This window comes from Atopobium minutum 10063974 (genome assembly GCF_000364325.1).
GTDB classification, from domain to species: Bacteria; Actinomycetota; Coriobacteriia; order Coriobacteriales; family Atopobiaceae; genus Atopobium; species Atopobium minutum.
On sequence record NZ_KB822533.1, the window covers coordinates 446903 to 470956 of the forward strand.

20 protein-coding genes are annotated in these 24054 nt (G+C 50.4%); 12 read left to right on the forward strand and 8 right to left on the reverse strand.

Going from position 1 to position 24054, the window contains the following annotated elements; genetic code table 11:
• The first annotated feature begins 102 nt into the window (after nt 1–102).
• The 3 genes from HMPREF1091_RS07970 to HMPREF1091_RS02210 all read left to right on the forward strand — a co-directional run bounded on the left by HMPREF1091_RS07970 (nt 103) and on the right by HMPREF1091_RS02210 (nt 2606).
• The gene (locus tag HMPREF1091_RS07970; protein WP_002563199.1) at nt 103–927 is read left to right on the forward strand and encodes a GNAT family N-acetyltransferase; all 825 of its coding nucleotides are present in this window, start codon (nt 103–105) and stop codon (nt 925–927) included.
• Nucleotides 928–1033: 106 nt separating this feature from the next.
• Nucleotides 1034–1813: a Cof-type HAD-IIB family hydrolase gene (locus HMPREF1091_RS02205; protein ID WP_002563200.1), complete on the forward strand. Its 780-nt coding sequence runs from the start codon at nt 1034–1036 to the stop codon at nt 1811–1813.
• Nucleotides 1814–1889: 76 nt separating this feature from the next.
• Nucleotides 1890–2606 carry a DUF554 domain-containing protein gene (locus HMPREF1091_RS02210; RefSeq protein ID WP_002563201.1) on the forward strand — a complete coding sequence of 239 codons (717 nt, stop codon included), beginning with the start codon at nt 1890–1892 and terminating at the stop codon, nt 2604–2606.
• Nucleotides 2607–2748: 142 nt separating this feature from the next.
• Here the strand turns inward: HMPREF1091_RS02210 and HMPREF1091_RS02215 are convergent, their stop codons facing one another.
• Nucleotides 2749–5793, reverse strand: coding sequence for an insulinase family protein (locus tag HMPREF1091_RS02215; protein ID WP_002563202.1), 3045 nt, complete (start codon nt 5791–5793; stop codon nt 2749–2751).
• A gap of 126 nt (nt 5794–5919) precedes the next feature.
• Between HMPREF1091_RS02215 and HMPREF1091_RS02220 the strand changes: the two genes are divergently transcribed.
• A complete protein-coding gene (locus tag HMPREF1091_RS02220; protein ID WP_002563203.1) occupies nt 5920–6861 on the forward strand; it encodes a DMT family transporter in 942 nt (313 codons plus the stop codon).
• A 96-nt stretch (nt 6862–6957) separates the two neighbouring features.
• Here HMPREF1091_RS02220 and HMPREF1091_RS02225 read toward each other — a convergent pair whose 3' ends face one another.
• Entirely contained in the window at nt 6958–7407 is a 450-nt protein-coding gene (locus tag HMPREF1091_RS02225) for a universal stress protein (RefSeq protein WP_002563204.1), read from the reverse strand.
• A gap of 178 nt (nt 7408–7585) precedes the next feature.
• Here HMPREF1091_RS02225 and HMPREF1091_RS02230 point away from each other — a divergent pair, with 178 nt between their 5' ends.
• The gene (locus HMPREF1091_RS02230) at nt 7586–8560 is read left to right on the forward strand and encodes an undecaprenyl-diphosphate phosphatase (RefSeq protein ID WP_002563205.1); all 975 of its coding nucleotides are present in this window, start codon (nt 7586–7588) and stop codon (nt 8558–8560) included.
• A 70-nt stretch (nt 8561–8630) separates the two neighbouring features.
• Nucleotides 8631–9110 (forward strand): low molecular weight protein-tyrosine-phosphatase, encoded by a 480-nt coding sequence (locus tag HMPREF1091_RS02235; RefSeq protein ID WP_002563206.1) that lies wholly within the window; start codon nt 8631–8633, stop codon nt 9108–9110.
• A gap of 17 nt (nt 9111–9127) precedes the next feature.
• On the opposite strand, the gene HMPREF1091_RS02240 is transcribed toward HMPREF1091_RS02235, so the two are convergent.
• Nucleotides 9128–10951 (reverse strand): DUF3825 domain-containing protein, encoded by a 1824-nt coding sequence (locus tag HMPREF1091_RS02240; protein WP_021736135.1) that lies wholly within the window; start codon nt 10949–10951, stop codon nt 9128–9130.
• Nucleotides 10952–11128: 177 nt separating this feature from the next.
• Here HMPREF1091_RS02240 and HMPREF1091_RS02245 point away from each other — a divergent pair, with 177 nt between their 5' ends.
• A complete protein-coding gene (locus HMPREF1091_RS02245; protein ID WP_002563208.1) occupies nt 11129–13297 on the forward strand; it encodes a heavy metal translocating P-type ATPase in 2169 nt (722 codons plus the stop codon).
• A 66-nt stretch (nt 13298–13363) separates the two neighbouring features.
• Here the strand turns inward: HMPREF1091_RS02245 and trmB are convergent, their stop codons facing one another.
• The 3 genes from trmB to HMPREF1091_RS02260 form a co-directional block, all read right to left on the reverse strand.
• Nucleotides 13364–14218, reverse strand: a complete 855-nt coding sequence (gene trmB / locus HMPREF1091_RS02250; protein WP_002563209.1) for a tRNA (guanine(46)-N(7))-methyltransferase TrmB — start codon at nt 14216–14218, stop codon at nt 13364–13366.
• Between the two features lie 10 nt (nt 14219–14228).
• Nucleotides 14229–14921, reverse strand: a complete 693-nt coding sequence (gene yfbR / locus HMPREF1091_RS02255) for a 5'-deoxynucleotidase (RefSeq protein WP_002563210.1) — start codon at nt 14919–14921, stop codon at nt 14229–14231.
• A 149-nt stretch (nt 14922–15070) separates the two neighbouring features.
• Nucleotides 15071–15958 (reverse strand): DMT family transporter, encoded by an 888-nt coding sequence (locus HMPREF1091_RS02260; RefSeq protein ID WP_002563211.1) that lies wholly within the window; start codon nt 15956–15958, stop codon nt 15071–15073.
• Nucleotides 15959–16160: 202 nt separating this feature from the next.
• Here HMPREF1091_RS02260 and HMPREF1091_RS02265 point away from each other — a divergent pair, with 202 nt between their 5' ends.
• The 3 genes from HMPREF1091_RS02265 (at nt 16161) to pth2 (ending at nt 19261) form a co-directional block, all read left to right on the forward strand.
• On the forward strand, nt 16161–17048 hold the full coding sequence (locus HMPREF1091_RS02265; protein ID WP_002563212.1) for a LysR family transcriptional regulator: 888 nt from the start codon (nt 16161–16163) through the stop codon (nt 17046–17048).
• A gap of 83 nt (nt 17049–17131) precedes the next feature.
• Nucleotides 17132–18811 (forward strand): energy-dependent translational throttle protein EttA, encoded by a 1680-nt coding sequence (gene ettA / locus HMPREF1091_RS02270; protein WP_002563213.1) that lies wholly within the window; start codon nt 17132–17134, stop codon nt 18809–18811.
• Nucleotides 18812–18832: 21 nt separating this feature from the next.
• Nucleotides 18833–19261, forward strand: coding sequence for an aminoacyl-tRNA hydrolase (gene pth2, locus HMPREF1091_RS02275; RefSeq protein ID WP_002563214.1), 429 nt, complete (start codon nt 18833–18835; stop codon nt 19259–19261).
• A 241-nt stretch (nt 19262–19502) separates the two neighbouring features.
• On the opposite strand, the gene HMPREF1091_RS02280 is transcribed toward pth2, so the two are convergent.
• Together HMPREF1091_RS02280 and HMPREF1091_RS02285 are read right to left on the reverse strand one after the other, a co-directional pair.
• Nucleotides 19503–20840 carry a putative manganese-dependent inorganic diphosphatase gene (locus tag HMPREF1091_RS02280; protein WP_002563215.1) on the reverse strand — a complete coding sequence of 446 codons (1338 nt, stop codon included), beginning with the start codon at nt 20838–20840 and terminating at the stop codon, nt 19503–19505.
• A gap of 177 nt (nt 20841–21017) precedes the next feature.
• Nucleotides 21018–22034: an asparaginase gene (locus tag HMPREF1091_RS02285; RefSeq protein ID WP_002563216.1), complete on the reverse strand. Its 1017-nt coding sequence runs from the start codon at nt 22032–22034 to the stop codon at nt 21018–21020.
• Between the two features lie 224 nt (nt 22035–22258).
• Here HMPREF1091_RS02285 and HMPREF1091_RS02290 point away from each other — a divergent pair, with 224 nt between their 5' ends.
• Both HMPREF1091_RS02290 and HMPREF1091_RS02295 read left to right on the forward strand, forming a co-directional pair.
• Nucleotides 22259–23440: an iron-containing alcohol dehydrogenase gene (locus tag HMPREF1091_RS02290; RefSeq protein WP_002563217.1), complete on the forward strand. Its 1182-nt coding sequence runs from the start codon at nt 22259–22261 to the stop codon at nt 23438–23440.
• Between the two features lie 26 nt (nt 23441–23466).
• The gene (locus tag HMPREF1091_RS02295; RefSeq protein WP_002563218.1) at nt 23467–23850 is read left to right on the forward strand and encodes a hypothetical protein; all 384 of its coding nucleotides are present in this window, start codon (nt 23467–23469) and stop codon (nt 23848–23850) included.
• Nucleotides 23851–24054: the final 204 nt, after the last annotated feature.

The following is a 24054-nucleotide window of genomic DNA, read 5'->3' on the forward strand; positions in this document are numbered from 1 at the left end:
TATGTGATTTATTCCTCCCGTACCCGAATTAAAACATGAGTTGAATAAACTAATAGTACTATTGGTGTATATGCAAAAAGATAGGTATATATGGGAGTAAGTATGGCTATTCCTCGTCGTTGCAATGAAAGTGATCGCACCAAGGTTTTGGAATATATTGCCAAAGATCCTGAGGTCACCACCTTTATTATGGGTGATATAGAGCAATTTGGTATGGGTGATCCCGTGCGTGTGTTTGCCCTTGTCAATGATGACGGCAGCTGGGATAGCATAGTGCTTATGTTCTACGCCAATTATGTATGCTATAGCCAAAATCAGCTGTTTGATGCGCTGGGCATGGCACAACTCATTAAAGAAGAAATGAGCGAGCTGTTCTATGGCAGCATCAACGGACCTTATGAGGTTATCTCTGCAATTGCTCCTTTTTTTGACGAGCTGTCGATAACCTCTTCTAATCTTGCGCGTTTAACTGCGCTTAATACCAATAAAATTGCGCCCGCGCCAGACGGCACGAGCATTCGTCCTCTTACGGAACAAGATTATGATGAGCTCTTTGCCCTTTTAGGCAGCACCGATGAGTATCATGAGCTGTACCGTGATGCTCGTTCTATAGCAATGGCAAAGCAACAAAAAATAGCAAACGCTGCTCATGGCTGCCTTACGTATGGAGCATTTTATGAGGGCAAGCTTGTCTCAACAGCTTCCACCAGCGCAAACAACTCTCTTTCATCTATGATCATTGGTGTGTGCACGCGTAAAGATATGCGCAATTATGGATTAGCGACGGCCGTGGTGGCCCAACTCTGCACGGATGAATTAGCAGCGGGCAAGAAGTTTTTGACGCTGTTTTATGATAATCCCACGGCAGGCCACATTTACAAGCGCATTGGCTTTGAAGAGGTAGCACAATACGCTATATTGCGTTAACCGCGAATACCTAATGATTGAGAAACAACAAGATATGCAAACTATGCGGGCTATGCAAACCATGCATGGCACAAGGGACTATGAGTGAGTAGGTAATAGCAAAGTAATGACAAAGATTAAAGCTGTATTTTTTGATGTAGACGGTACACTCTTTTCCTTTAAAGATCATGCAGAACCCCAGTCCACACGCCAAGCGGTGCGCAAGTTACGCACAGCGGGTATTATGCCTATTTTGGCAACGGGCCGTCCGACCTATCAATTTAACGGCCTGGATCTTGAGCCCTTTGAAACCTTTATTACGCTTAACGGACAGCTCTGTTTTTCGGGTGACGACGTGTATCGTAAGGTAACCGTAAGCCCAGAAGATGTACGAGTTATTGTCGAGCGCACGCAGGCTGGCTTGCATCCTACCTTGTTTATGGAGCGCGAGAAGTTCTACGTTTTTGAGCATACCGATCGTGTGAGCGCAGTAGAGGATCTGGTAGGGATTACCTTCCCCTCAGGTGATGCCTCTTGGGCCTTAGGCAGCGATATTTACCAGTTCAACATCTATCAGGATCCTTCGCTGGATCAGGATATTTTGGACTGTACGTCCAGTGTTACCATTACGCGCTGGACGGATTTGTTTGCCGATGTATTCCCCAAAGGTGGCGGTAAGGCCGCAGCGATTGCTCAGACCTTAGAGTATTTGGGCATTACTCCGCAAGAGACCATTGCGTTTGGTGATGGCGGCAATGATTTGTCCATGTTTGAGCTGGTGGGTACTGCTGTAGCAATGGGTAATGCGTCTGATGAGGTAAAGGCTGCCGCTGATGTAATTACTGACGATGTTGATCATGATGGCATTTATAATGCCTGTGTCCGACTTGGTCTTATCGACGCATGACGTATAAAACGATGCGTGCGGACACTATCTACCAAAGGCAAGCTATAAAGAAAGATACAGCAGGCAGAAGAGCTTTATGGTTATCTTAGGTGCGTTAGTTAATGGCATTGCTGCTGTTGTAGGTGGTGTGCTGGGTGTGGCGGTAGGCACAAAGCTCAAGCAGGACCTAGGCGATTTTCTTATGGTGGGCATGGGTCTGTGCATTGTTCTTACGGGCGTGCAGGGCATGGCCGCTGGAGGGTCTGTACTACAGGTAACTCTTGCCATTACTTTGGGTGGCATTATTGGGCATCTTCTTAATTTGGATGGCATCATTCACCATTTTGGCGACCGCATCCAAGGCCGTATGCAAGCTTTTACTGAGGGCAATCCTGTGTTTGCCAACATCTCTGCTGGTTTTGTTAACGCAACCCTCGTGATCTGCATTGGCTCTATGGCCATTGTGGGTTCGCTGCAAAGTGGGTTGACCTTAAATCATGCTACCTTATTTGCAAAGTCTCTGATGGACATGGTTATTACCATGTTGATGGCCACCACTATGGGAGCGGGTGTTATCCTCTCCGGCATTGTGGTATTTGTCTATGAGGCTCTGCTTAGCCTTGCGGCAAACGTTATTGCCCCATACCTAACACAGGCGGTTATTACACAAATGCTGGCAACGGGTTCCTTGCTTTTGTTTGCCGTTGGCTTAAACCTGGCAAAAATTACTGACATCAAGGTAGCCAATTTTCTTCCGGCCTGTTTTCTGCCCATTGTGCTGGTGCCTATACTTATGGCCTGTGGGTTGATGTAGCGTCATGTAGTGTTGTTTATGCCGTGCTGTGTCGTAGCGTTATTAATTTTAATAACGCTACGACAGGTTGAAAAGACAGGTCGAAAACTAAGGCGGCTTGAAAACTAAGGCAGCTTTGCCTGTGTGAAACAGTCTTTTGTTGTTATGCCTCCGTGGCGGCGCCCATCAGGGGAACGATCGTCAAATCAAGCTTCGATGTCTCAAGTAAAGCTTGACTACCAAAAACGCAGATTCCGCGCTTCTCACTGAGGTCAGAAAGTGCTTCTGCACGTTCACGGACCTTCTCGACAGTGGCATGAAGTGCCTCTTCACGATGGCGGAGACGCACTTGAGGATCTTGACCGCTCATGCGCATAAGATCTTGTCTACGAACCAGTGCGTGGGGCTTGGTGGGCGTGTCAAAACTAGAAACGGTGCTTACCACGTAGCCAGTAAACTCGTCATCGCTGGGGCTCCAGGTCTTGAGCCATTGAGCGGTGTTTTCATAGCGCTGGATCGTGGCATCTACGTTTGGATCGCGGTAGGAGAAGAAGCGTGCAACGCCGGTATTGGTAGTGTCAAAGCTGCAGCCATACGCACCACCACGTACACGGACCTCATTCCATAGGTAGTCTAGGATGATTGCGCGGTTTGCAACAGCCCAAACGCCATCAGAAACACAGCCATCTGCCTGGCCGTCCTTGCCCTCAACCACAAATACGACATTGCCAGGAACGGCAAAAGCCTCATTCTTAATACGTGGCTCGGGGATCTGCAGCTTAGACGTAGTATTGAGGCCTGTGTTGGAGTCCTGACCGTTGCCGGCGGGTATGGATGCGCCTGTGGGCACGGGCACGGGTGCTGCAGTTGCAAATTCTCCTATGGCTTCCCACCAGCGAGCAAGTTCATCATCGCTTCCGGTAAAGCTCAGCTCCATGGTATCAGCGGTAAATATGTCGTGAGTCATGCGCTCAAGGGTGGCACAGAGCTCATCCGCACGTTCATCAAAGTGGTCGATAAGGTCGCAGAGGAACTGATAAAAATCAACACCATTGAGCTGCTCGGTAACCAACGCATTCTTACGGAAGTAAGAGAGCATGCGGTTGATGGCGCACGAATGGCCAGCGCCAATAAAGGCTTGCTCCATACTAATGCGGCGCTGTTGAAGGGCATTAAGGATGCGATCCTTATCTATGAATTGGGTGGAAGACCAGATTTCTGCAGGAATATGCGCAGCGTAAGGGAGCTTCTCGCTCAGAGACGCACTGCTTACAACAAGTCTTGGGCACGCGGCGTGCACGTCATCTACTCTGCCCGTGCTTTCCACAAAGAACGAAAGCCTGCCAAGGTTGGTCTCTATGAGTGTGTCGAGCTCAGCGGCACTGTGCTTGGCGGTTTCCAGCTTACCCAAAAGGTCGCTCAGGATACTTACGTAGGGCAGGTCATCCCAGGCAATGTTGCGCAGGTCAAAGTAGCTGTAGATATAGTTGATGTGTTTGGTGGGTACCTCGTGCACATAGCTGGGAGCCGGATAGCTATCCACCAGGTGCACGCCGGGTTCAGGAGCGGCAGGGCCAATGTCCTCTATGCCGAGTATGGGCAAGCTGGCAAGTGCCTCGGGGCTGTCCGGTGCATCCTGTTCTGCGCGCAGAGCTGCTGCTTCACGGGAGATGTCTGCAAGCTGTTCGCTCGTACGTGTGGCTGCAAAGGCTGCGAGCTCTTGTACTTCTGCGTCTGCATCGCCCTTCTCGGTAGGAACAAGCTCAACCTGAGCGGAGTGAACAGAAGAGCAGATGAGCTCGTCCAGCAGTGTTTCATACCAGCTGTTTTCCAGCGCTTGGCGCAAAAAGGCCAACGAGTCCTCATAATGCAGGTAGCTGATAGGGTTAGCGTCGTCATACAGCCAGCTGTTGAGAGCTTGCATGGCTAAAGCCACTCCGTCAGGGTAGCCGCCCCACTCGCTTTCTCGCAGATTAAACTCTGCCTGCGCTAAAGAGGCACCGATGAGGTGGTTGCCAATGCCTTTGTCGATCAGCTCACGGCAGGTGGTATACACCAGCTCGCGGAACGCGTCTGCGACGTCCGGCTTGGCGCCCTTGAGCTCAATGAGCACAAAGGGCTGAGCTACGCTATCCATGAGGTAGCTCACCACGTCATCGCCCAGATTGGCGTTAAGGATTGCACGTTTGAGGGGCGCCTCGTTGGATCCCATGAGCGCGTCCATGAGAATATCCACGCCGAGCACGCGCGTACGATCCTTTGCCCCGCCGATAACAAAGCCCAGGGTAACGCTGGCATTGTCGGGCGTGGTGGCCATGGTTATCTGCGCCGGGGAAGCTACAACGGGCTGCTGGATAGCCAAGGGGTTGGGAGCGTTGGTAGTGCGTGTGGGTGCTGCACTGTAGCGCGTATCGAGAAACGCAAGAGCACGCTTGATGTCCAGGTTTCCGTACAAAATGGTGTAGCTATTGGAGAGCGAGTAGTGACGTGCGTGGGTGTCGATAAACTCGTCATAGGAGAGTTGCGGGATAGCGCGAGGATTGCCACCAGATTCAAAGCGATACGCTGTGTTAGGGAAGAGCTGGCGGTTCATCTCGGCTATCATGATTTCGTCAGGATCAGACAGGGCGCCTTTCATCTCATTAAAGACAACGCCATTGTAGCTGAGCGTTTTGCCATCATCTGACAGCTCGTAATGCCAGCCTTCTTGCTCCAGAATGCGAGGACGCTTATAAATGGCTGGGAAGAGCACGGCATCAATATACACGTCCATGAGGTTATACAAGTCTTGCTCATTGGTGGACGCTACGGGATACATGGTTTTATCGGGGAAGGTCATGGCGTTTAAAAACGTCTGCATGGAGGTCTTAAGCAGGTTGGTAAAGGGTTCTTTTACTGGAAACTTATCCGAGCCGCAGAGCACTGAGTGCTCCAAAATGTGAAATACACCGGTGTCATTTGTTGGGGGAGTTTTAAACGCAATGCTAAAGGCCTTGTTGCTGTCTGCATTTGCCAGCCACAACGTGCGTGCACCCGTAGGATTATGGCGTATGACATAGGCTCCACCTGAGATTTCTTCAATTGTCTCAAAGCGCTCGACGGTAAAGTTGGCAATGGTTGTGCCGTCTGCAAGCTCTGGGAGCTGTTCTGTGTAGTCCTGAGTGTTCAGTGTGCTGGTCGGAATATTCCTATCTGTGGTAGTATCCATGCGTTCCTTTCATACGTGACAAAGATATGCCCCGTGCATGTTTGAGCATGTTGACGCTCATTTTTGTCTGGCTAGATGGTACCCTCTTTTTGGCATTTGAAATCATTTTATTGGACTGGGGGCAGCGTGACCAACAAGCTACCACAAGAATATACAGATACCGAGGTAAAACTGGAGTCGAGCAAGACAGCACAGAAGCGGCTTTTGCGGGGCGTGCTTATTACACTTGCTGGTGGCGCATGTTGGGGTATTAACGGTACCTTTGTAAAGATTTTGCTTGAGGTATACAACATACCTGAGCTATGGCTGGCATGTGTACGTGAATTGTTTGCGAGTGTGTTGTTTTTAGCTACGGCCTACGTGGTTAATCGGAGCAGTCTTACGAGCATTCTCAAAAATAAAAAAGACCTGTTTAATCTAGCGTGGATTTCTATCGTATCCATCCTGATGTCCAACGTCTCATATGTCATGACCATTAGCTATACCAATTCGGCTACCGCTACGGTATTACAGGCGCTGAGCGTGGTCCTTGTCCTGTTTTATGTGTGCGTACACAATCGGCGGCAACCACGAGGTCGTGAGCTTATAGGTATTGTGTTGGCAATTGGCGGCACGTACTTATTGGCAACGGGAGGTAATCCGTCTGAGCTTAACGTGCCACTCTTGGGTCTTATATGGGGCGGAGCATGCGCGCTTTCTGCTGCTGCGTTAGCAATTTTGCCGAACGATCTGCTCAATAGATGGGGAAGCTTTGTGGTAAATGGCTATGCCATGCTCTTCTCGGGCCTTGTCCTTGCGCTGTATGTGCAGCCATGGAATTACATCCCTAGCATTGATGCAGCTGGTTGGGTACTCATTGTGTTTTCAATTGTGGTGGGAACCTATGGTGCCTACGCCCTGTTTTTGCAGGGCCTGCATGAGGTGGGCTCTGTACGTGCAAGTATGCTGAGCACTTCCGAACCCTTGGTTGCTATGATCTCATCCATCTTGCTCTTGGGTACGAGCTTTTCAGTTACCGACCTCATTGCCTTTGCCATGATTATTGTGATGGTGTACCTAACGGCATAGACCTTGCAGGTGCTGAAGGGTTGGCGCGTGCCTAAGGCTTGCGCAGGCCTCGAGTTTGCGCACACAGACCTTGCAGGTGCTTAAGAGCTTGTGGATTTATTTAACAACTAGGATGTCACAGGAAGTTGCACGGAGCAAAAACGTAGAGATGGACCCCAACAGGGCATACTTGATGGGGGACAAACCACGAGCACCACAAATGACAAGATCCGGATCAATGGGATCGAGAAGCTCCTCTTTGAGGGTCTCGCGAACACGCCCGTACTTTACAACAACCTCAACGCCATTGATATCTGGGTCATTTTGCACGGCTTCAACGGTTGTCTCGATAGACTTGCGGAAGAGATCTTCGAGCTTAGGGATGAGGTCAATAGGATACGTACCTGCGGTTTCCAGCGCTGTGGAATCCATAACATGGCCAATGTAGAGCTTGGCATGATTGTTTTTTGCTACAGCAACAGCGCGGTTGAGTACCGTATCCTGCTCCTCGGTGCCGTCCAGCGCAACAAAAACTTTGTTGTATCCTAGGCTTTCATAGTTTGACATGTTGCCTCCTCCGTCCGTGGAGTTGTTGTTATAGCTATCGTACCCTTGTTGTGCCTTTGGTATTTAGGATTTTTGTTAGTGGTAACACAGGCGGCTTTGCGCGCGGAGCTTTGCGCGTACCATGGATGGGAAAGCAACGTAGTGGCGTTGGGGTACGACCAATCAGAAAGAGAAGCTCGTGGACCTGCTTATAGAGATTCTTAAATCTATCCTTTTTGGCATTGTGGAAGGCATTACCGAATGGCTGCCCGTTTCATCCACAGGTCATATGTTATTGCTGAGTCAGTTTGTAACGTTGAACGTAAGCAAGGACTTCTGGGACATGTTTTTGGTGGTTATCCAGCTGGGCGCCATCCTTGCGGTTGTAATTTTATTCTTTAGCAAGCTCAATCCTTTATCGCGTACCAAAGATGCCGCCGAGCGCACTAACACTTGGAAGCTTTGGGCCAAGATCGTTGTTGCCTGCGTTCCTGCCGCTGTTGTTGGCATTCCGCTGGACAACTGGATGGAGGAGCATCTGGGAGGTCCCTTTGTTATTGCCGGTGCTTTGATTGTGTATGGAATTATCTTTATTGTTATCGAGAAATACCGAGAAGTTCGTGCAAAGGCACTGTTGGCACAGGGCGAGAAAGCCGTGGCGGCAGCGCTTGTTGGGAAGGGGGCTGCATCGGGAGCCTCAGCTCCCAAGCACATGGCAGTGCCCAACATACATGATGTGAGCGTATCCGAGCTGGCCGATACTGAAGCCAAGATTTCCGATGTATTCCAGATGACCTGGCCTGTGGCTTTGGGTATTGGTGCATTCCAGGTACTCTCTATAATTCCAGGTACTTCTCGATCCGGTTCCACCATTATTGGTGGTTTGCTCCTTGGCTGTTCTCGTGCGGTGGCCGCAGAGTTTACCTTCTTTTTGGCAATTCCTGTCATGTTTGGTGCAAGCCTGTTGCGCTTGGTAAAGTTTTTCCTTAAAGGCAATGCCTTTACGAGCGCTGAGCTTATGATTTTGGGCACTGGGTGTTTGGTGGCGTTTGTGCTGTCGTTGCTTACGGTTCGCTTTCTCATGAGCTTTGTAAAGCGTCACAACTTCCAGCCTTTTGGCGTGTATCGAATTGTGCTAGGAGCTTTGGTTATTGCATACTTTGCGCTGGTCTAACGCGTGCCAAAGGTTTGGACAAAAGTATTGAGAAGCCAGCGATGAAACCGGCACGACCAGGGAGGGTTTGATGTCGAGAAAACCGACAAAAACGTTGAAGATCCTGTTTGTGTGCTATGGTAACATCTGCAGGTCAACCATGGCGCAATACGTCATGCAAGACTTGGTGGAAAAAGCCGGACTGAGCGATGCCTTCTTTATTGATTCTGCTGCTACTTCCACAGAGGAGATTGGTAATCCGGTTGACCTTCGCACACGTTATCAGCTGGAGCAAAAGGGTATTTTTTGCGGGAACCATCGTGCACGTCAGATGACAAAGGCAGATTATGCATCATTTGACTATCTTATCGGCATGGACTCAAATAATCGACGCAATATGATGCGCATACTTGGCACAGACCCCGAGCATAAGGTTTCTTTGCTGCTGGATTGGTCGGGCGCTTGCCGCGGCATTGCAGACCCCTGGTATACCGGGGATTTTGCTACTACCTACGATGATGTTCTCGAAGGCTGCACTGCCGTTCTTACAGCCCTTCAAAGCCAGCTATAAAGCTTAACGCACAAGTATTACGCTAGCCAATCGGGGAGTTCAAGGCTGATCACCTGCGCAGCGCCACGAGCAATCCTGCGAGCAACTACGTTTACCAACTCATAGCCCTTCTCGACAGGCGTGAGCACAAGAGCGTAGGCGTCAAGACCTGCAGTCTGTAGAGGAAGTGCGACAAGCGTCTGATTAAGCTCGGTGCTATAGACGGGCGCGATGAGTCGATAGTTGCGCTGAGCCGCTTTAAAAGCCGTGGTGCACGCATCAAAAAAGTCCTGCTTTGACAAGGTTTCCAAGATGGAGTCGGGCAGCATATTTGCAAGGTGCTTGGCCGGGATTTCCAGTTGGGCGTTTGTCGCAATATAAAGCAGCTGTGCATCCATCTCAAAATGGGGAGCTTGGGGTAGCTGAGGTAGAGCAGCAAGCTGTTCTTGCAGGCCAGGCGTGTGCGTGGTGCTAAAACCAGCAAATTGCCAAGGAGTTGCCTTTGCAGATGGCGTAAAGCACAGGTATATATCCTCATTAAAGGGTGTGAGCAGGCCAGTGTTAAAGGCGGCAAAAGTGCCGTCAGCGGTTTCAGACAAGCGCTCACTGTGCTGCGCACGATAAAACACCGCACTGAGATACGAGCACAATTCATGCGGTGTAAAGCTATGAGCAGGCATGAAGTCTTTGAGTGCTGAGGCCACATTTTCCCAGCTACCAATTAGTGCATACTGAGCAAGAGCAGTGAGTGCAGCAGCTTGAGGCTGGGCTGAGGTACGAGTAATGAGTAGCTCATCACAGGCGCAAGAAAGTGTCTGGTTAGTATCATCTGTCTGCCGATAAGCGCTGTCTGAGGTGCGGTTATTGTTAGTGATAATACTTGTGACTTTCCAGGGCTTGCTGGTAGTGGAAGCCCGATTTTTTTGGATGGTAACCAAGGTATTAGTGCTGGTTGTAAGAACAAAAGAAATTGTGCTGCGTGTTCCGCTGAGAGATCCGGTGGAGCGTGCAACAGTCCAGCTAGTTTGCAACAGTTCAAGTGCGTTGGTATTAGCGGGGGTACAGTCGTAGATTTTTTCGAGCAGATCGGTGGGGCAGGCAACGTCGTTGATAAAGTCTTGAGGTAATGAGGACTGCAACACTACTGGAATATAGGCTTCTACCTGAGATGGTACTGCAAAAGTTTGTGCAGGGATCGCAGGCTCACCGCTTTGTTGTTGAGGGGTGTGAGTAATGTTGAGCGAGATTGTTGGCGCGGGTATAGAGGGGGCTTCTGGTATTGGTGCGGGAGCTGGCTCAGGAGTGAGATCGGGTTCGGACTCAGGATCAGTTGTTGGATCGGGTGTGAGTTCGGACTCGTAAGTGGGTGCAAGATCAGGAGTAGGCTCAGGCTCGGGTTCAGTTGTTGTTACAGCTATGGTCTTAGCCTCGACGTCAACTTCGACTGTAGTCATGGTTTCAGGCTCAGGTTCAGCTATGGGTTTGGAAGCTGGTACTTCCTTATGGCGTGGTTTTTGTGGGCGAAGTGCTTTTGCACTGTGCCTACGCTTCCAAGGTTTTCTTTTTGCGGCAGCTTTATCAGCAGCGCTGGGTTCATCGAGCTTATCGAGAGCAGAGTCAAATTCCTCGTTAGGTATGATGGTTACAAAAACACGACCCTTTTTAAAAACGGTTAGTTTCACAAAATCGGGTAGTGCTGTCATAAGCGCATTGATATCTGCACAATCTAAATCTACTGGAGTAATTTCATCGGCCATCAATATGGCTTCAACCGTGGACAAGGGAGTTTGTATGCCACACCCCAGCTCCTCTTTGAGAAGTTTGTACAGGTAGAGAGCATTATTTTTAGAAATTGTAGCCATGGATGACCTTTCATAAAAAGTCTTAGTTCTTTTAAGCATAAAGTACCTTGCTGTCTGTAACATCAACTTTTAACAATTATTGCTCTCGCATACGCTTGACAGGCCTCTTTCCAGAGGAATATTATTATTCATGAACATATGAGCAAGTATTCATATAAAGAGGAGATAGGGGTCCTAATGTCTTGCTCTTGCCATACAGATCATAAGCATGAGGTAGATATGCAGGGTGAGCATACCCTTGAGCATGAACACAAGCATGAGTGTTGTTCACACGAGCACCAGCATGACCATGCGCATGAGCACCAGCATGGTCACGAGTGCTGCTCGCATGAACATCATCACGATCACAGCCACGCTCATGGTCATCAGCATGCACATAACCACCGTACGCATGATCATCAGTATAGCCATCATCATAACCATGAAGAGAGCTGTGCTTGTGGTTGTGGACACAGCCATTCACATGGTGAGGAAGAAGAAAATAAAATTCCGCGTATCATAGCGTCAGCAATTTTGTTGGTAGCTGCCTTTGTGTTTACTAAACTCATAGACCTGTCTCCAGCGTTGCAGCTGCTGACATACCTTCCGGCATATTTAGTTGCAGGGTATGACGCGTTGCGTGAGGCAGGGGAGTCCATTATTGAGCGTCAGCCCTTTAATGAAACTCTGCTTATGGCTATTGCAACAGTGGGAGCCTTGCTTATAGGTTTTATTCCCGGAGGTGCTCCGGAGTTTGCAGAAGCCGTGTTTGTCATGCTGTTCTTCCAGGTAGGAGAAGCATTTGAGGATGCCGCACAAGACAAAAGTCGTGATGCAGTTTCTGCCTTAGTGGACATCCGTCCTGATGTAGCAAACCTGTTGGTAGCAGAAGAGGTGCATACCGTATCTCCGACTCAGGTTCACCCTGGTGACGTGATTGTAGTACGTCCTGGTGAGCGCGTCCCTCTCGATGGTGTAGTAACAGAGGGCACGTCAAACCTAGATACCGTAGCGCTGACAGGTGAGTCTGTTCCGCGTAACGTTGTTGTGGGAGACAGCGTTTTGTCCGGTTGCGTTAATCTGAACGGCGTTTTACAGGTAAGAGTTACCAAGGAGTTTGGTGAATCCACTGCATCTCGCATTCTTGATTTGGTAGAAAACGCCTCCAGAGGCAAGTCCACTTCCGAGCGCTTTATCACGCGTTTTGCCCGTGTGTATACGCCTCTTGTTGTAGGGGCAGCGTTGCTGGTTGCTGTTGTTCCTCCGCTGCTGTCAGGTGATTTTGTTGCGCATTTTGCAACCTGGTTGCTACGTGCACTCACCTTCCTCATCGTGTCCTGCCCCTGCGCACTGGTTGTCTCGGTACCCCTGTCCTTCTTTGGCGGTATTGGCGCAGCGTCCAAAAAGGGTGTGCTCATTAAGGGTTCCAACTATCTTGAGGCGCTGTCTCATGCAGACACCATTGTCTTTGATAAGACGGGTACGCTTACCCAGGGCATCTTTAAGGTGCGCGTTGTTCATCCCGAGAACATTAGCCCCGACGAGCTCCTGCATCTTGCGGCTCATGTAGAGCGCCACTCCACGCACCCCATTGCCGCTGCTTTGCGCGAAGCCTATCCAAATGAGCAGGACTCTTGCAGCATCTCCAATATTCAGGAGCATTCTGGCGAAGGTATTATCGCCCAGGTTAACGACAAGAGCGTTGCGGTTGGTAATCATAAGCTCATGGAGAGCCTTGGCGCTCACTGGCATGAATGCAGCTTTAGCGGTACTACCATCCATGTGGCAATCAATGGTGTCTATGCTGGCCATATTGTCATCTCTGACGAGGCTAAGCCCGAAGCTGCTCAGGACCTGGCCGCTCTGCGTAAGCTGGGTATTCGCAAGACTGTCATGCTTTCTGGTGATCACACAGAGGTCGCTGCGGTTGTTGCAAAAAACCTTGGTCTGGACGAGTTCCATGCCAATTTGCTGCCTGATCAGAAGGTTGATCAAGTGGAGGAACTGCTCCATCACAAGCCTGCCGATAAAACCCTTGTGTTTGTAGGCGATGGCATAAATGATGCACCTGTGTTGGCTCGTGCTGATGTTGGCATTGCCATGGGTGCTATGGGCAGTGATGCTGCTATTGAGGCAGCTGATATCGTGCTTATGGACGATAGTCTACACAGCATTGCCGATGCCATTATGCTGTCTCGACGCACTGTGCAGATTGCTCGTCAAAACATTGTTTTTGCCATTGGGGTTAAGCTGCTTATTCTTGTTTTGGCTGCCTTTGGCCTTGCACCCATTTGGCTGGCTGTGTTTGGTGACGTAGGCGTTATGGTTTTGTGTGTGCTCAACGCTTCAAGGGCATTGCAGGCGTAAGCAGTGGTTTAGTGGCGGTGTTGCGCCATCACTATGCAGCTTCGCGAGGAAAATGAATCGTAGTTTTTAGCTGCTGTACCTTTTGTTTTTGGAGCGGAATTGCCTGTTACGCAGGTTGGTGACGGTACCTTCCATACCGTGAGGAATATACTCGAGTTCGGATAGATCTTTTGGTAGATAGTCCACAAGACTCATCGACATGGGTAAATCAATTGAAGTGGGGCGTTTACCAGGCATAATTTCAAAACCATGTACGGAAGCACCTCGAGCAGTCAGACGCAATTCATAGCCAGTTATCGGCTCATCAGGAAGCAGCTCTCGTACGTTATCGCTCTTCCAGATAAGTTTATAGCCTGCGGGCTCTATTTGTGTAAGGCTAAACTGATACAGCGGAACGCTGTCTGTTTTTAGGCATACCCGTCCTGTAGGTGCAAGAATTTCTCTATAGCCATCCAACATGTGAGCATGGGTAAGGCGATGAGCGCATTCCTTTTTACGTGGGTGGGGTGTGGGAAAGTTAAGGTATATGTGGTCGATCTCGCCAGCCGAGAAGTACGTATTGAGTGCCGTGGCATTACCAGGAACAAAGAGCACGTTGGGTAACTGGGTCTTATAGGCACGTTCGGCGGCATAGGCTATGCAAATAGGTTCATAGTCCATACCAATAAAGAGGATGTTGGGATGTTGTGTTGCACTCTTGCAGGTAAATGCTCCTTTGCCACAACCTAAGTCAAGGTATACCGCATCAAAGCGCGGGGGCTTGGTAGCAGAAATGCTGGCGGTAGCACCCAAGGAGGGATAGCACGCCTCAGCCCAGTGGCCTTTAAGCGTCCAAGGTGCAGGTTCAATATACGTGCTAAAGCGCTCAAGGCGCTCCTCAAGAACAAAGTTTTTTGGTAAGCGTGCATGGAGTGCGTGCATGGCGCTATCCTTATCGGCTTAACAGCTCGTCGAGGGTTGAGCCATACGGAGGTAAAAACTCTGCTACAAAGTCTGCCACTTCCGGCAGCTCAGAAGCGAGGGCATCCACACATGCTTGGCAGGTTTGTTGTGCGCAAGCAAATTCTGCGTTGCCTGCCTGGGCTTCTTCGATGCATTTGATGAGCGCAGAGATCTTATCGGCAGCCTTAACCAGACGGCGTAGATAGAGCTCGTCTTCAGAAGGTTCCTGTGCTTGGTATAGGTCTGCATAGACGGCGCGCAAGTCCTCTGGCAGCGTGTTGATGAGGGATTCTTCTGCCAAGGCCTCCACGTCTTTGTAAGCGTCATGAATGCGACCGTTAGCGTATTTTACGGGGGTGGGCATATCACCCGTGATGATCTCGGACGAGTCATGCAACAGCGCAATGACGGCTGCGCGATTTGCATCAAGAGTGCGGCCATAGCGCACGCAAGCAAGCGTGGCAAGTACATGGGCAATCAGGGCAACATCCAGTGAGTGCTCGGACAGGTTTTCCTCGCGAGAATTGCGCATGAGGGCCCAGCGATTGATGTATTTCATGCGGGATACAATGGCCAAAAAGGTAGATTGCTGCCGAGCGTGTTGTTGCTGAGCGTGCTGCTGTTGCGTACGCGTCTGCTGGGCATGTTGTTGGTCTTGTCGTTGGCTATGAGGTTGCGCCATGAAGCTTCTCCTGCGCGTTGGTGGTGGGTACGATCAAGCTACGTACTTTGAGTAACACGCAGCACTATAAGCATATACTGTCTGCAAAGCTGGCGTCGGCGCGATAAAAGAAGGACATGAAATCGTACGATATTTGACGATATTTGCACCTATAGAGCAGCGGTCTCCTGAGCTGGCCTGTGCAAAAGCTCGCTTACAGCAGCCCCTCCTACAATGAGAAGCGCACCTAAGGCGCGCGCTGGTGTCATAGTCTCACCGAGCAACAGTACAGATAGGAGTACGGCGCTCAGCGGTTCCAAATATCCCAATACAGCAACCTGCTGTACGGGCAGCTGTGCAATGGATGAAAAATAGAGATAGCAGCCAAGGCCGGTGTTTACGAGTCCAATAGTTACTATGCATACAAGTGACACCAGGTCATGGGGCAGAGCAAAAGGCACGCCGTTTCCAAGCTGTATAAGGCTATAGAGTCCTACAACAATAAAACTTGCACTCATCTGGATGGTAGCGTTAGCAAGTCCCGTAATGGAAGGTGCTTTGCGAGAAAAGATAACCATAACAGCATACATACAGGCGGAGCCTAAGCCCAAGGCCAGTCCATAAGGGTTGAGCGTGTAGCCTGTGTTAGTGCCCACTACCAGTGCAGCTCCTATAAGAACGGTACAGAATCCAGCTATGCGAGCCGGCGTGAGTTTCTCGCCAAATAATAAAGGAGAAAGTGCCATAACCAGCACCGGACCGCAGTAGTAGGCCAACGATGCAATACCCACGCCTACCAAGGTGTATGCCTCAAACAAAAAGAGCCATCCGATCCCTAGCGCGGCACCAGAAAGAGCCAACAAGGCGAGTTCTTTACGGTTAATCCCGACAAGTGCTTGGCGATTGGATGCAAAGAGCAGGCCTGCTAAGCTGAGCGCTCCCAGAAAGGTGCGGGCCAATACAATCTGACTGCTGGTAAGCGCTATGCCTGCAGCAACAATGCCATTAGAACCAAAGAGCAGCAAAGCAAGCAGGTATTTATTGCGCGGTGTACACATACGTAATCCTTGGGGTTGTAGCACTGGGCGTGTTGTTGTGAGCAGTGGAACAAAAACCTCATGCATAGTAAGTGTCGTATCTCTGCAAGCTCAAGAAAAGCGAATACTTTGCATAGGATGTATGACAAAATAGCATTGTTGTCATATACACAAGTGTTCAGTTAGGTGTAGATGCCCCTAAGGTATGCAGAGGTGGGACACAATGGAGCAAAACATCACAAAATACCAGGCGTTTATAGAAACTGCCCGGCAAGGTAGTTTTACGCGTGCGGCACGCAGGCTGGCATATTCCCAGTCTGGTGTAAGCCGTATGGTTAATGATCTAGAGCAGGAGTGGGGTATTCGCTTATTGGAGCGCGGTAAGCATGGCGCTCGTTTAACTCCAGATGGTCAGCGTATTTTACCGCGCATTGAGCAAATCTGCAGTGATCAGCGCTTGCTTCAGGCAGAGGTGGATAACATCACCGGTATGCTTACGGGCAGTATTCGTATTGGTACATTTTCCAGTGTGGCTACTCATTGGCTGCCCCGTGCTATTAAGAGGTTTCGTGATGACTACCCCGGCATAGACTATGAGCTGCTTATGGGTGACTACTCCGAGATAGAAGCCTGGGTGGATGAAGGCCGTGTGGACATTGGGTTTTTGGCCTATGCCCCTCAAAAACCAACGCTTACCTTTGAGCCTCTGGGTACGGATGAACTCATGGCGGTTCTTCCCGAGAAACACCGTCTAGCACATACATCTACTGTTAACATTGCAGATCTTACGCGCGAGCCCTTCTTATTGTTGGAGCGTAAAGGCGTAGATGAAATTACGCCACTCTTCGTAAAGGCGGGCGTTGAACTCCGCCCTGCACTTTCTACCTGGGATGACTACACTATTATGTCCATGGTGGAATCAGGCTTGGGCCTCTCCATTTTGCCTGCGCTTATCTTAAGGAGAAATCCGTATCGTTTGGCAATTCGCCCCTTAACACAGCGTGCGCACCGTACCATAGGGTTGGTACACCGCGGTCAAGACAACCTGAGTGTGGCTGCACTGCGCTTTTGTGAGTATTTGAGCCGCGTATCACAAATAAGGCGCCGCTAACACGGCTAGACAAAGAGGCTAAAGCAAAAGACCAAAACAAAGGATGGGTGCGTCCGTCCTGGTATGAGGAGAGTAAAGACACTATGGCAGAGTTTATTTATCAGATGTATAAGGTTCGCAAGGCCTATGATGGCAAAACCATTCTGGATGATGTAACCATGGGTTTTTACCCCGGAGCCAAGATTGGTGTTGTGGGGCCAAATGGCATGGGAAAATCTACCCTGCTTAAAATCATGGCAGGAACCGAGGACGTTTCTAACGGAGAAGCCCGTCTTGCTGCGGGCTATACCGTGGGCTTGCTGCAGCAAGAGCCACCGCTGGATGAAAGTAAAACGGTTAAAGAAAATATCGAGCTTGCGTTTGCAGACCTGCTTGCAAAGATTGACCGCTTTAATGAGATTGGCAACCTCATGGCCGATCCCGATGCAGATTTTGATGCCCTCATGGCAGAGATGGGCAAGCTGCAGGATGAGATCGATGCCGCCAATGGTTGGGATTTGGACAGCCAGCTTTCTCAGGCTATGGATGCGCTGCAGTGTCCCGACGCGGATGAAAATGTGGCTCACCTCTCCGGTGGTGAGCGTCGTCGTGTGGCGCTGTGCAAGCTTTTGCTTGAGGCACCTGATCTGCTGCTACTTGACGAGCCAACTAACCATTTGGATGCCGAATCCGTTCTATGGCTTGAGCAGTTCCTCAAAAATTATCCCGGTGCCGTTTTGGCGGTAACCCACGATCGTTACTTCTTGGACAATGTGGCCCAATGGATCTGCGAGGTTGATCGCGGAACGCTGTACCCCTATGAGGGTAACTACTCCACCTATCTGGAGACTAAGGCTCAGCGTCTGGAGATGGAGTCCCGCCAAAATGAGAAACGCGCCCGTAAGATGAAGTCCGAGCTTGAGTGGGTTCGTTCTTCTCAGAAGGCTCGTCAGGCCAAAAGCAAGGCTCGCCTGGCTGCATATGAGCAAATGGAGGCAGAGGCTCGTCGCACCACCAAGGTAGATTTTACAGACATTCACATCCCTGTGGGTCCTCGTCTGGGCACCAAGGTTTTGGAAGTTGAGCACCTGCACAAGTCCTTTGGTGACCGCGTGCTCATAGAGGACCTAAGCTTTACCTTGCCACGCAACGGCATTGTTGGCGTGATTGGCCCCAACGGCGTGGGCAAGTCTACGCTCTTCAAAATGATTACCGGCTCCGAGCAGCCCACTTCTGGTGCACTTACCGTTGGTGAGACTGTTGCGCTTTCCTACGTTGATCAGGGTCGAACCGGTCTTGATGCCGAGAAAACCGTGTGGGAAGTTGTGTCTGACGGCAATGATGTGATCCATGTAGGAGAGACAGAAATTCCCAGCCGCGCCTATGTAAGCGCGTTTGGCTTTAAGGGTACGGATCAACAAAAGCGAGCCGGCGTGTTATCCGGTGGTGAGCGCAATCGTCTTAATTTAGCGCTTACGCTCAAACAAGGCGGCAACCTGCTCCTTTTGGACGAGCCCACCAATGACCTAGATACTGAGACCCTAGAGAGTCTGGAAGAGGCTCTTCTGGAGTTTCCGGGGTGCGTAGTGATTACCAGTCACGACCGCTGGTTTATGGACCGTATTTGTACACACATCCTGGCATGGGAAGGCACGGATGAAGCGCCTGGTACCTGGCATTGGTTTGAGGGTAACTTTGCGGATTACCAGAAAGACCGCGTAGCTCGACTGGGTGCAGAGGCAGCTCGTCCTCACCGTCTGCACCGTAAGCTCACGCGCAATTAACGTACCAGTTAGGATTTTTCTATGGCTTATAAGTCAAAACAGATGATTGTTATGCGTCGCGATTTGCATATGCGCAAGGGAAAAATTGCAGCTCAAGCTAGTCATGCTTGCGTGGAAGCCATTCTCATGGCGTTGGCTCGCGAGAAACGCTTGGACCAGGTGCGTGTTGCTCACGACAACTGGGTGTATTTGGACGAAGGCGACCAAGAGCCTACGCCCTTGTCTGCTTGGTTTGAAGCAGGAGTTGCCAAGGTTTGCGTGTACGTAGACTCCGAAGAAGAGTTGCTGGAGCTTGCAGCACGTGCCAAAGAGCAGGGATTTGTGTGCGCTTTGGTGCGTGATGCGGGGCTTACGGAGTTTCATGGTGAACCAACGTTTACCTGTTTGGCGCTTGAGCCGTTGTTGCCAGAACAGGTAGATCCGCTCACGGGAGAGCTGCCTTTGTTCTAAGGCTACTAAAAAGGGAGTAAGAAAGTAGATTGCCATTTTGGTTGGCACTTGGGGTAACAATACCTATCTTGCGTTGTGTCGTGTCATTATTAATTTTGATAATGACACGACACATCAAGAACTAAAGATACTGTGGGGGATTGAAGAGCACAGCAGCGCTAAAAAATAAAGGGACTGATGCCAGAAGATGCTCTGGAACCAGTCCCTTATCAGTAAGCTCAAGCTTTAGTTCACGCTGTCGTTAATCCAGCATGTCGGTAAGCGTGGACATCAAAGGAGGCGTGACTTGCTTCTTGCGGCTTACTACGCCGTGCAAAACAGCCATGCTATCAACAGGCTTTACGCCAAAAGCACGCTCAATGACTTCTTCTGCGCTGTCGCCCCAATACAAAAGCTCAGAGGTTTGGGACTTAACGTCGGTAAACAGGTAGAAGACCAGAGGAATGTCGTTAGCAGCGGCACCATCCTTGAGGTAGGGGCCAACCAAAGCCTCTGCGGCCTTGCGGCTATTCTCGGTCATGAAGCTTGCCTGACCAACGCCAAAGCGCACCTTGCCGCGCGAGAAGACCTTGAAGTCACCACCAAAAACGTCCTCAGCGGTACGACCGGTAAGGTCTGCGCCGGCATCAAACATGGCGTCGGAGTACGCGTCCACGTCCTCACCGCAAAGGGCAGCGAGAGCGCGACCCGCCTCAATATCGCGAGGAGTGCAGGTGGGGGAGCGGAAGCAAAGGGTGTCGGACAGGATGGCGCTCATCATCAAACCAGCAATGTTGGCGGGAATTTCCACGCCTTTCTCCTGGTAGATGCTGTACAAGATGGTGCAGGTGCAGCCCACGGGCTCAAGGCGCATGCGAATGGGGCCGTCAGTCTCAATGGAGCCCAGGCGGTGGTGGTCAACAATCTCCATAAGCTCGGCCTGCTCAAGACCATCAATGGCCTGACTGCGCTCATTAAAGTCAACCAAAATAACGTGCTTCTTGCTGGGATTGAGCAAATCGGGCGAGCTTACCATGCCGGCGTACTTGCCCTTCTCGTCCAACACGGGGAAGAAGCGGTGCTTGGACGTAGTGATAATTTCCTTGGCGTCATCAATCGCGGTGTTTACCGAGAAGTGCAACAGCTCTGCCGCGGGACGCATCTGGCTGGAAACAGGCATGCTCATGGCGTTGGCACGGTCCTCTTCCAGGCTGTCCAGGTTTGCAAAGGCGATGTCTCGGATGGCGATAAGCCCTTCAAGCTCGCCGTCTTTATCGACTATGCACAGAGAGCTGACGTTGTTGTCGCGCATGCCTGCCCAGGCTTCTGCCAGAGTGGTGTCGGCAGAAATGCCCGGGACTGCCTGGATCTGGGCGTCCTTGATTTGAGGCGTAACGGTGGTAATGAGCTGTGGCTCGTTAAAACCAAAGTGCTTGAGTACCCATGCGGTTTCGCGGTTAAGAGCACCGCAGCGGCGGGCTTCATAGATGGGCTTGTCAATCTGATTTTTGAGATATGCATAGGAAATAGCTGCACAGATGCTGTCGGTATCGGGGTGCAAGTGTCCAAAAACGTTGACCTTGCGAATATCGTCGGTCATGTGACCTCCTTGTCGTGTTTGTACTGTTTTGTGAGCGCGCGTAAAGTACGCGGCACAGTTCTTAAACACGTCGATTTTGCCACTAAATGCCATATACGTGCGGGTTTTCGCCTAATGAACATACAAATGGGCGTTATATAGGTATGAAGCCAATGCCAAGCAAGCACCAAGCCAGTGCTACACGTCCGTGCGGTCATGGTTTATGGGGGTGTAAAACAGCTGGGCACGCTTTTGCGGACTGTCTGCTTGCCCCAGTACCCACATGGTTTTGGCAACCAAGGCCTCGGTAGACATGTCCGCAGCACGTAAAATGCCCGGATGGTTGGCATAAGCTCGACCCACCTCGTAGACTCCCAAATCCAAACCTTCCTCATCTACCTGTGTGGTGATAACAAGTGTTCGGCCGGAGTCAACCCAATCAAAAATTGCTTTCTCGTAGGAAGCATCCGTGTGTTCCGGGATGCCACCAATGCCAAAGGTTTCCAGAATAATGGCGGAATAATCACGTTTAAGCAGCTCAAAGATGGATGGATTGAGCTCGGGAGTGAGTTTGAGCACCAAGACCTTCTCGTCTAGCTGGCGATAAAAGCGTGGATGCGCAACAGTCCCTTTGAGAGCCTGGTCGCTCGTGTGTGCAGAAGTGCGAATGATTTTGTCGTTACGAATAACCGCTATAGCAGGGAAATTCATGCTGTTAAACGCATTAAAGCTCATGGTGCGCTGCTTGTGTGCGCGGGTGCCGCAGATAACCTGGCCGCTAAACACAATAGACACATCCCGCGAGGCATCATCGTAAGCGTACAGCAAAGATTGATACATATTGAGCTTAGCGTCGGTAAAGGGGTTGCCTATGGGCTGCTGCGAGCCGGTAAGCACAATGGGCTTGGGTGAGTCTTGAATAAGATAGGATAGCGCCGCTGCTGTGTAGGCCATGGTGTCTGTGCCGTGCAGTACTACAAAGCCATCATAGGCGTCGTAGTTTTTCTGAATGAGCCCAGCAATTTCCAGCCAGTTGCGCGGGCGCATGTTAGTGCTGTCAATATTCATGGGCTGCACGTAATCCAGATGACATAGGCCGTCAAGGAGAGGAACTTCTTGTACAAGTTCATGCCCGGAAAGCGTGGGTGTAAGTTCGCCGGGCTGACCGGTGGAGGCAATGGTGCCGCCCGTGGCAATCATGAGGATAGTTTTCATAGCTCACAGCCTTGCTCGTTAGATGCTCAGACGAAGTAATCACGGATACAGTGGGTAGGACACGTGCTTGGAGAACCGCTTGGAGAACTGCTTGAGTCAGATGCCTGTAAAGACATCCAGAGGGCAGCTCGATACAAAATAATACCTGTATTTGACTCACAACAAAATAAGGACCTGAGAGATAATGAAGATGCGAGAGATAGAGGTGGAGGCAGGGAGGTTTCATGAACGATTTTGTATACTACACGCCTACACAAGTGGTATTTGGTCGTCACTCTGAAGAGAAGCTCGCCGAGCTGGTGTCTGCTGCGGGTGCGCATAAGGTGTTGTTGCATTATGGATCGGGCAGCGTACAACGCACAGGCGTATTGGACCGTGCAAGGCAGTCTTTGTCTGAGGCAGGCATTGCGTTTGTAGAGCTTGGCGGTGTGGTGCCCAACCCGCGCTTATCGCTTGTACGTACAGGTATTGAGCTTGCGCGCACCAATCAGGTTGACTTTATTGTTGCCTTGGGCGGTGGCTCTGTTATTGATTCTGCCAAGGCTATTGGCTATGGCGTTGCCAATGAGGGGGACGTGTGGGACTTTTATTTGCGTCGTCGTAAGCCCAGCGCCTGTTTGCCCCTTGGGGTGGTGCTTACGATAAGTGCTTCGGGTTCTGAGATGTCCAACAGTTCTGTGATTACAGATGACTCATGTGCGGACAAGCGTAGCTGCAACACAAACTTCTCGAGGCCAGTATTTGCCATCATGAACCCCGAGCTACTCTATACCTTACCAGCGTATCAAACGGCGTGTGGAACTACGGACATCTTGATGCATACGATGGAGCGCTATTTTACGAGCGGCCCAACCATGAAGCTTACGGATGAACTTGCCGAGGGTCTTATGCGTACCGTGCTGGATGCGGGGCTGGTAGTAGTTTCCGATCCCTCTAACTATGATGCACGTGCCGAGCTCATGTGGGCGGGTTCACTGTCCCATAATGGCCTGACGGGCTGTGGTGGTGACGGTGGAGACTTTGTTTCTCATAACCTTGAACACCAGATGAGTGGCATGTTTGATGTTGCCCATGGTGCTGGGCTTGCTGCTATTTGGGGTAGTTGGGCGCGGTATGTGTATAAGGATTGCTTGGATCGCTTTGTCCGCTTTGCACGCAAAGTGATGCTCATTTCAGATGTCACGTTATCTGAGGAGGATACCGCCCTTGCGGGTATCTGTGCTATGGAGAATTATTTTCATCGTATTGGCATGCCAACCACCATGCATGAACTGGGAATAACGCCAACAGATGAACAGTTGCAAGAAATGGCTCGCCAATGCGCTAAAGTAAACGGTGGTTGTAAAGGTTCGGCAAAGCGCTTATACGAGCAAGACTTTTTGGCTATTTATCGCATGGCGCTGTAGTGTTGTGTGCGGATAAGGAGAGATGCATGTCTCGTTTACAAAGACAGTTCAAAATTTCATGTCTTGTGCTACTGTGCCTTGGCCTGGCGGCAGTAGTATTTGGTCTGGTAGGAGGGCTTGCTCACTTCAGCACCCCTATAGGCATTGCAGCAAGTTTAGTGCTTGGCGCGCTGAGCGTTTTTTATGGTTACAACAGCGCCATGGCAGCCAATGTCCCCGCTCAAGCAATTGGCCAGCGTAACAACTTAGGCATGGTACTTCTGCTTTCCATCATTGTTGTGTTTGCTACGCTGAGCGGAAATGTGATGGGGCAAAAACTTCCCTTTACGGTAATGGGCTGCGTCCTTGCTGTAAGTGCTCTTGTGTGCATTGTGCTGTGCAACAAATTAGCATCGGAAGTTGATCGATAAGAGCTTAGAACGTACAAGAAGCAAGAAGTTCCTGACGAGAAGTTCTATTGCTGCGCGCTGGCCTCTTTGGCTGGCGCGTTTGTTTTAGCTACCAACTTTGTTGGCAGCTAAAACAGCGCCAAACTCCACAACAAAACAGCGCCAAACTCCACAACAAAACAGCGCCAAACTCCACAACAAAACAGCGCCAAACTCCACAACAAA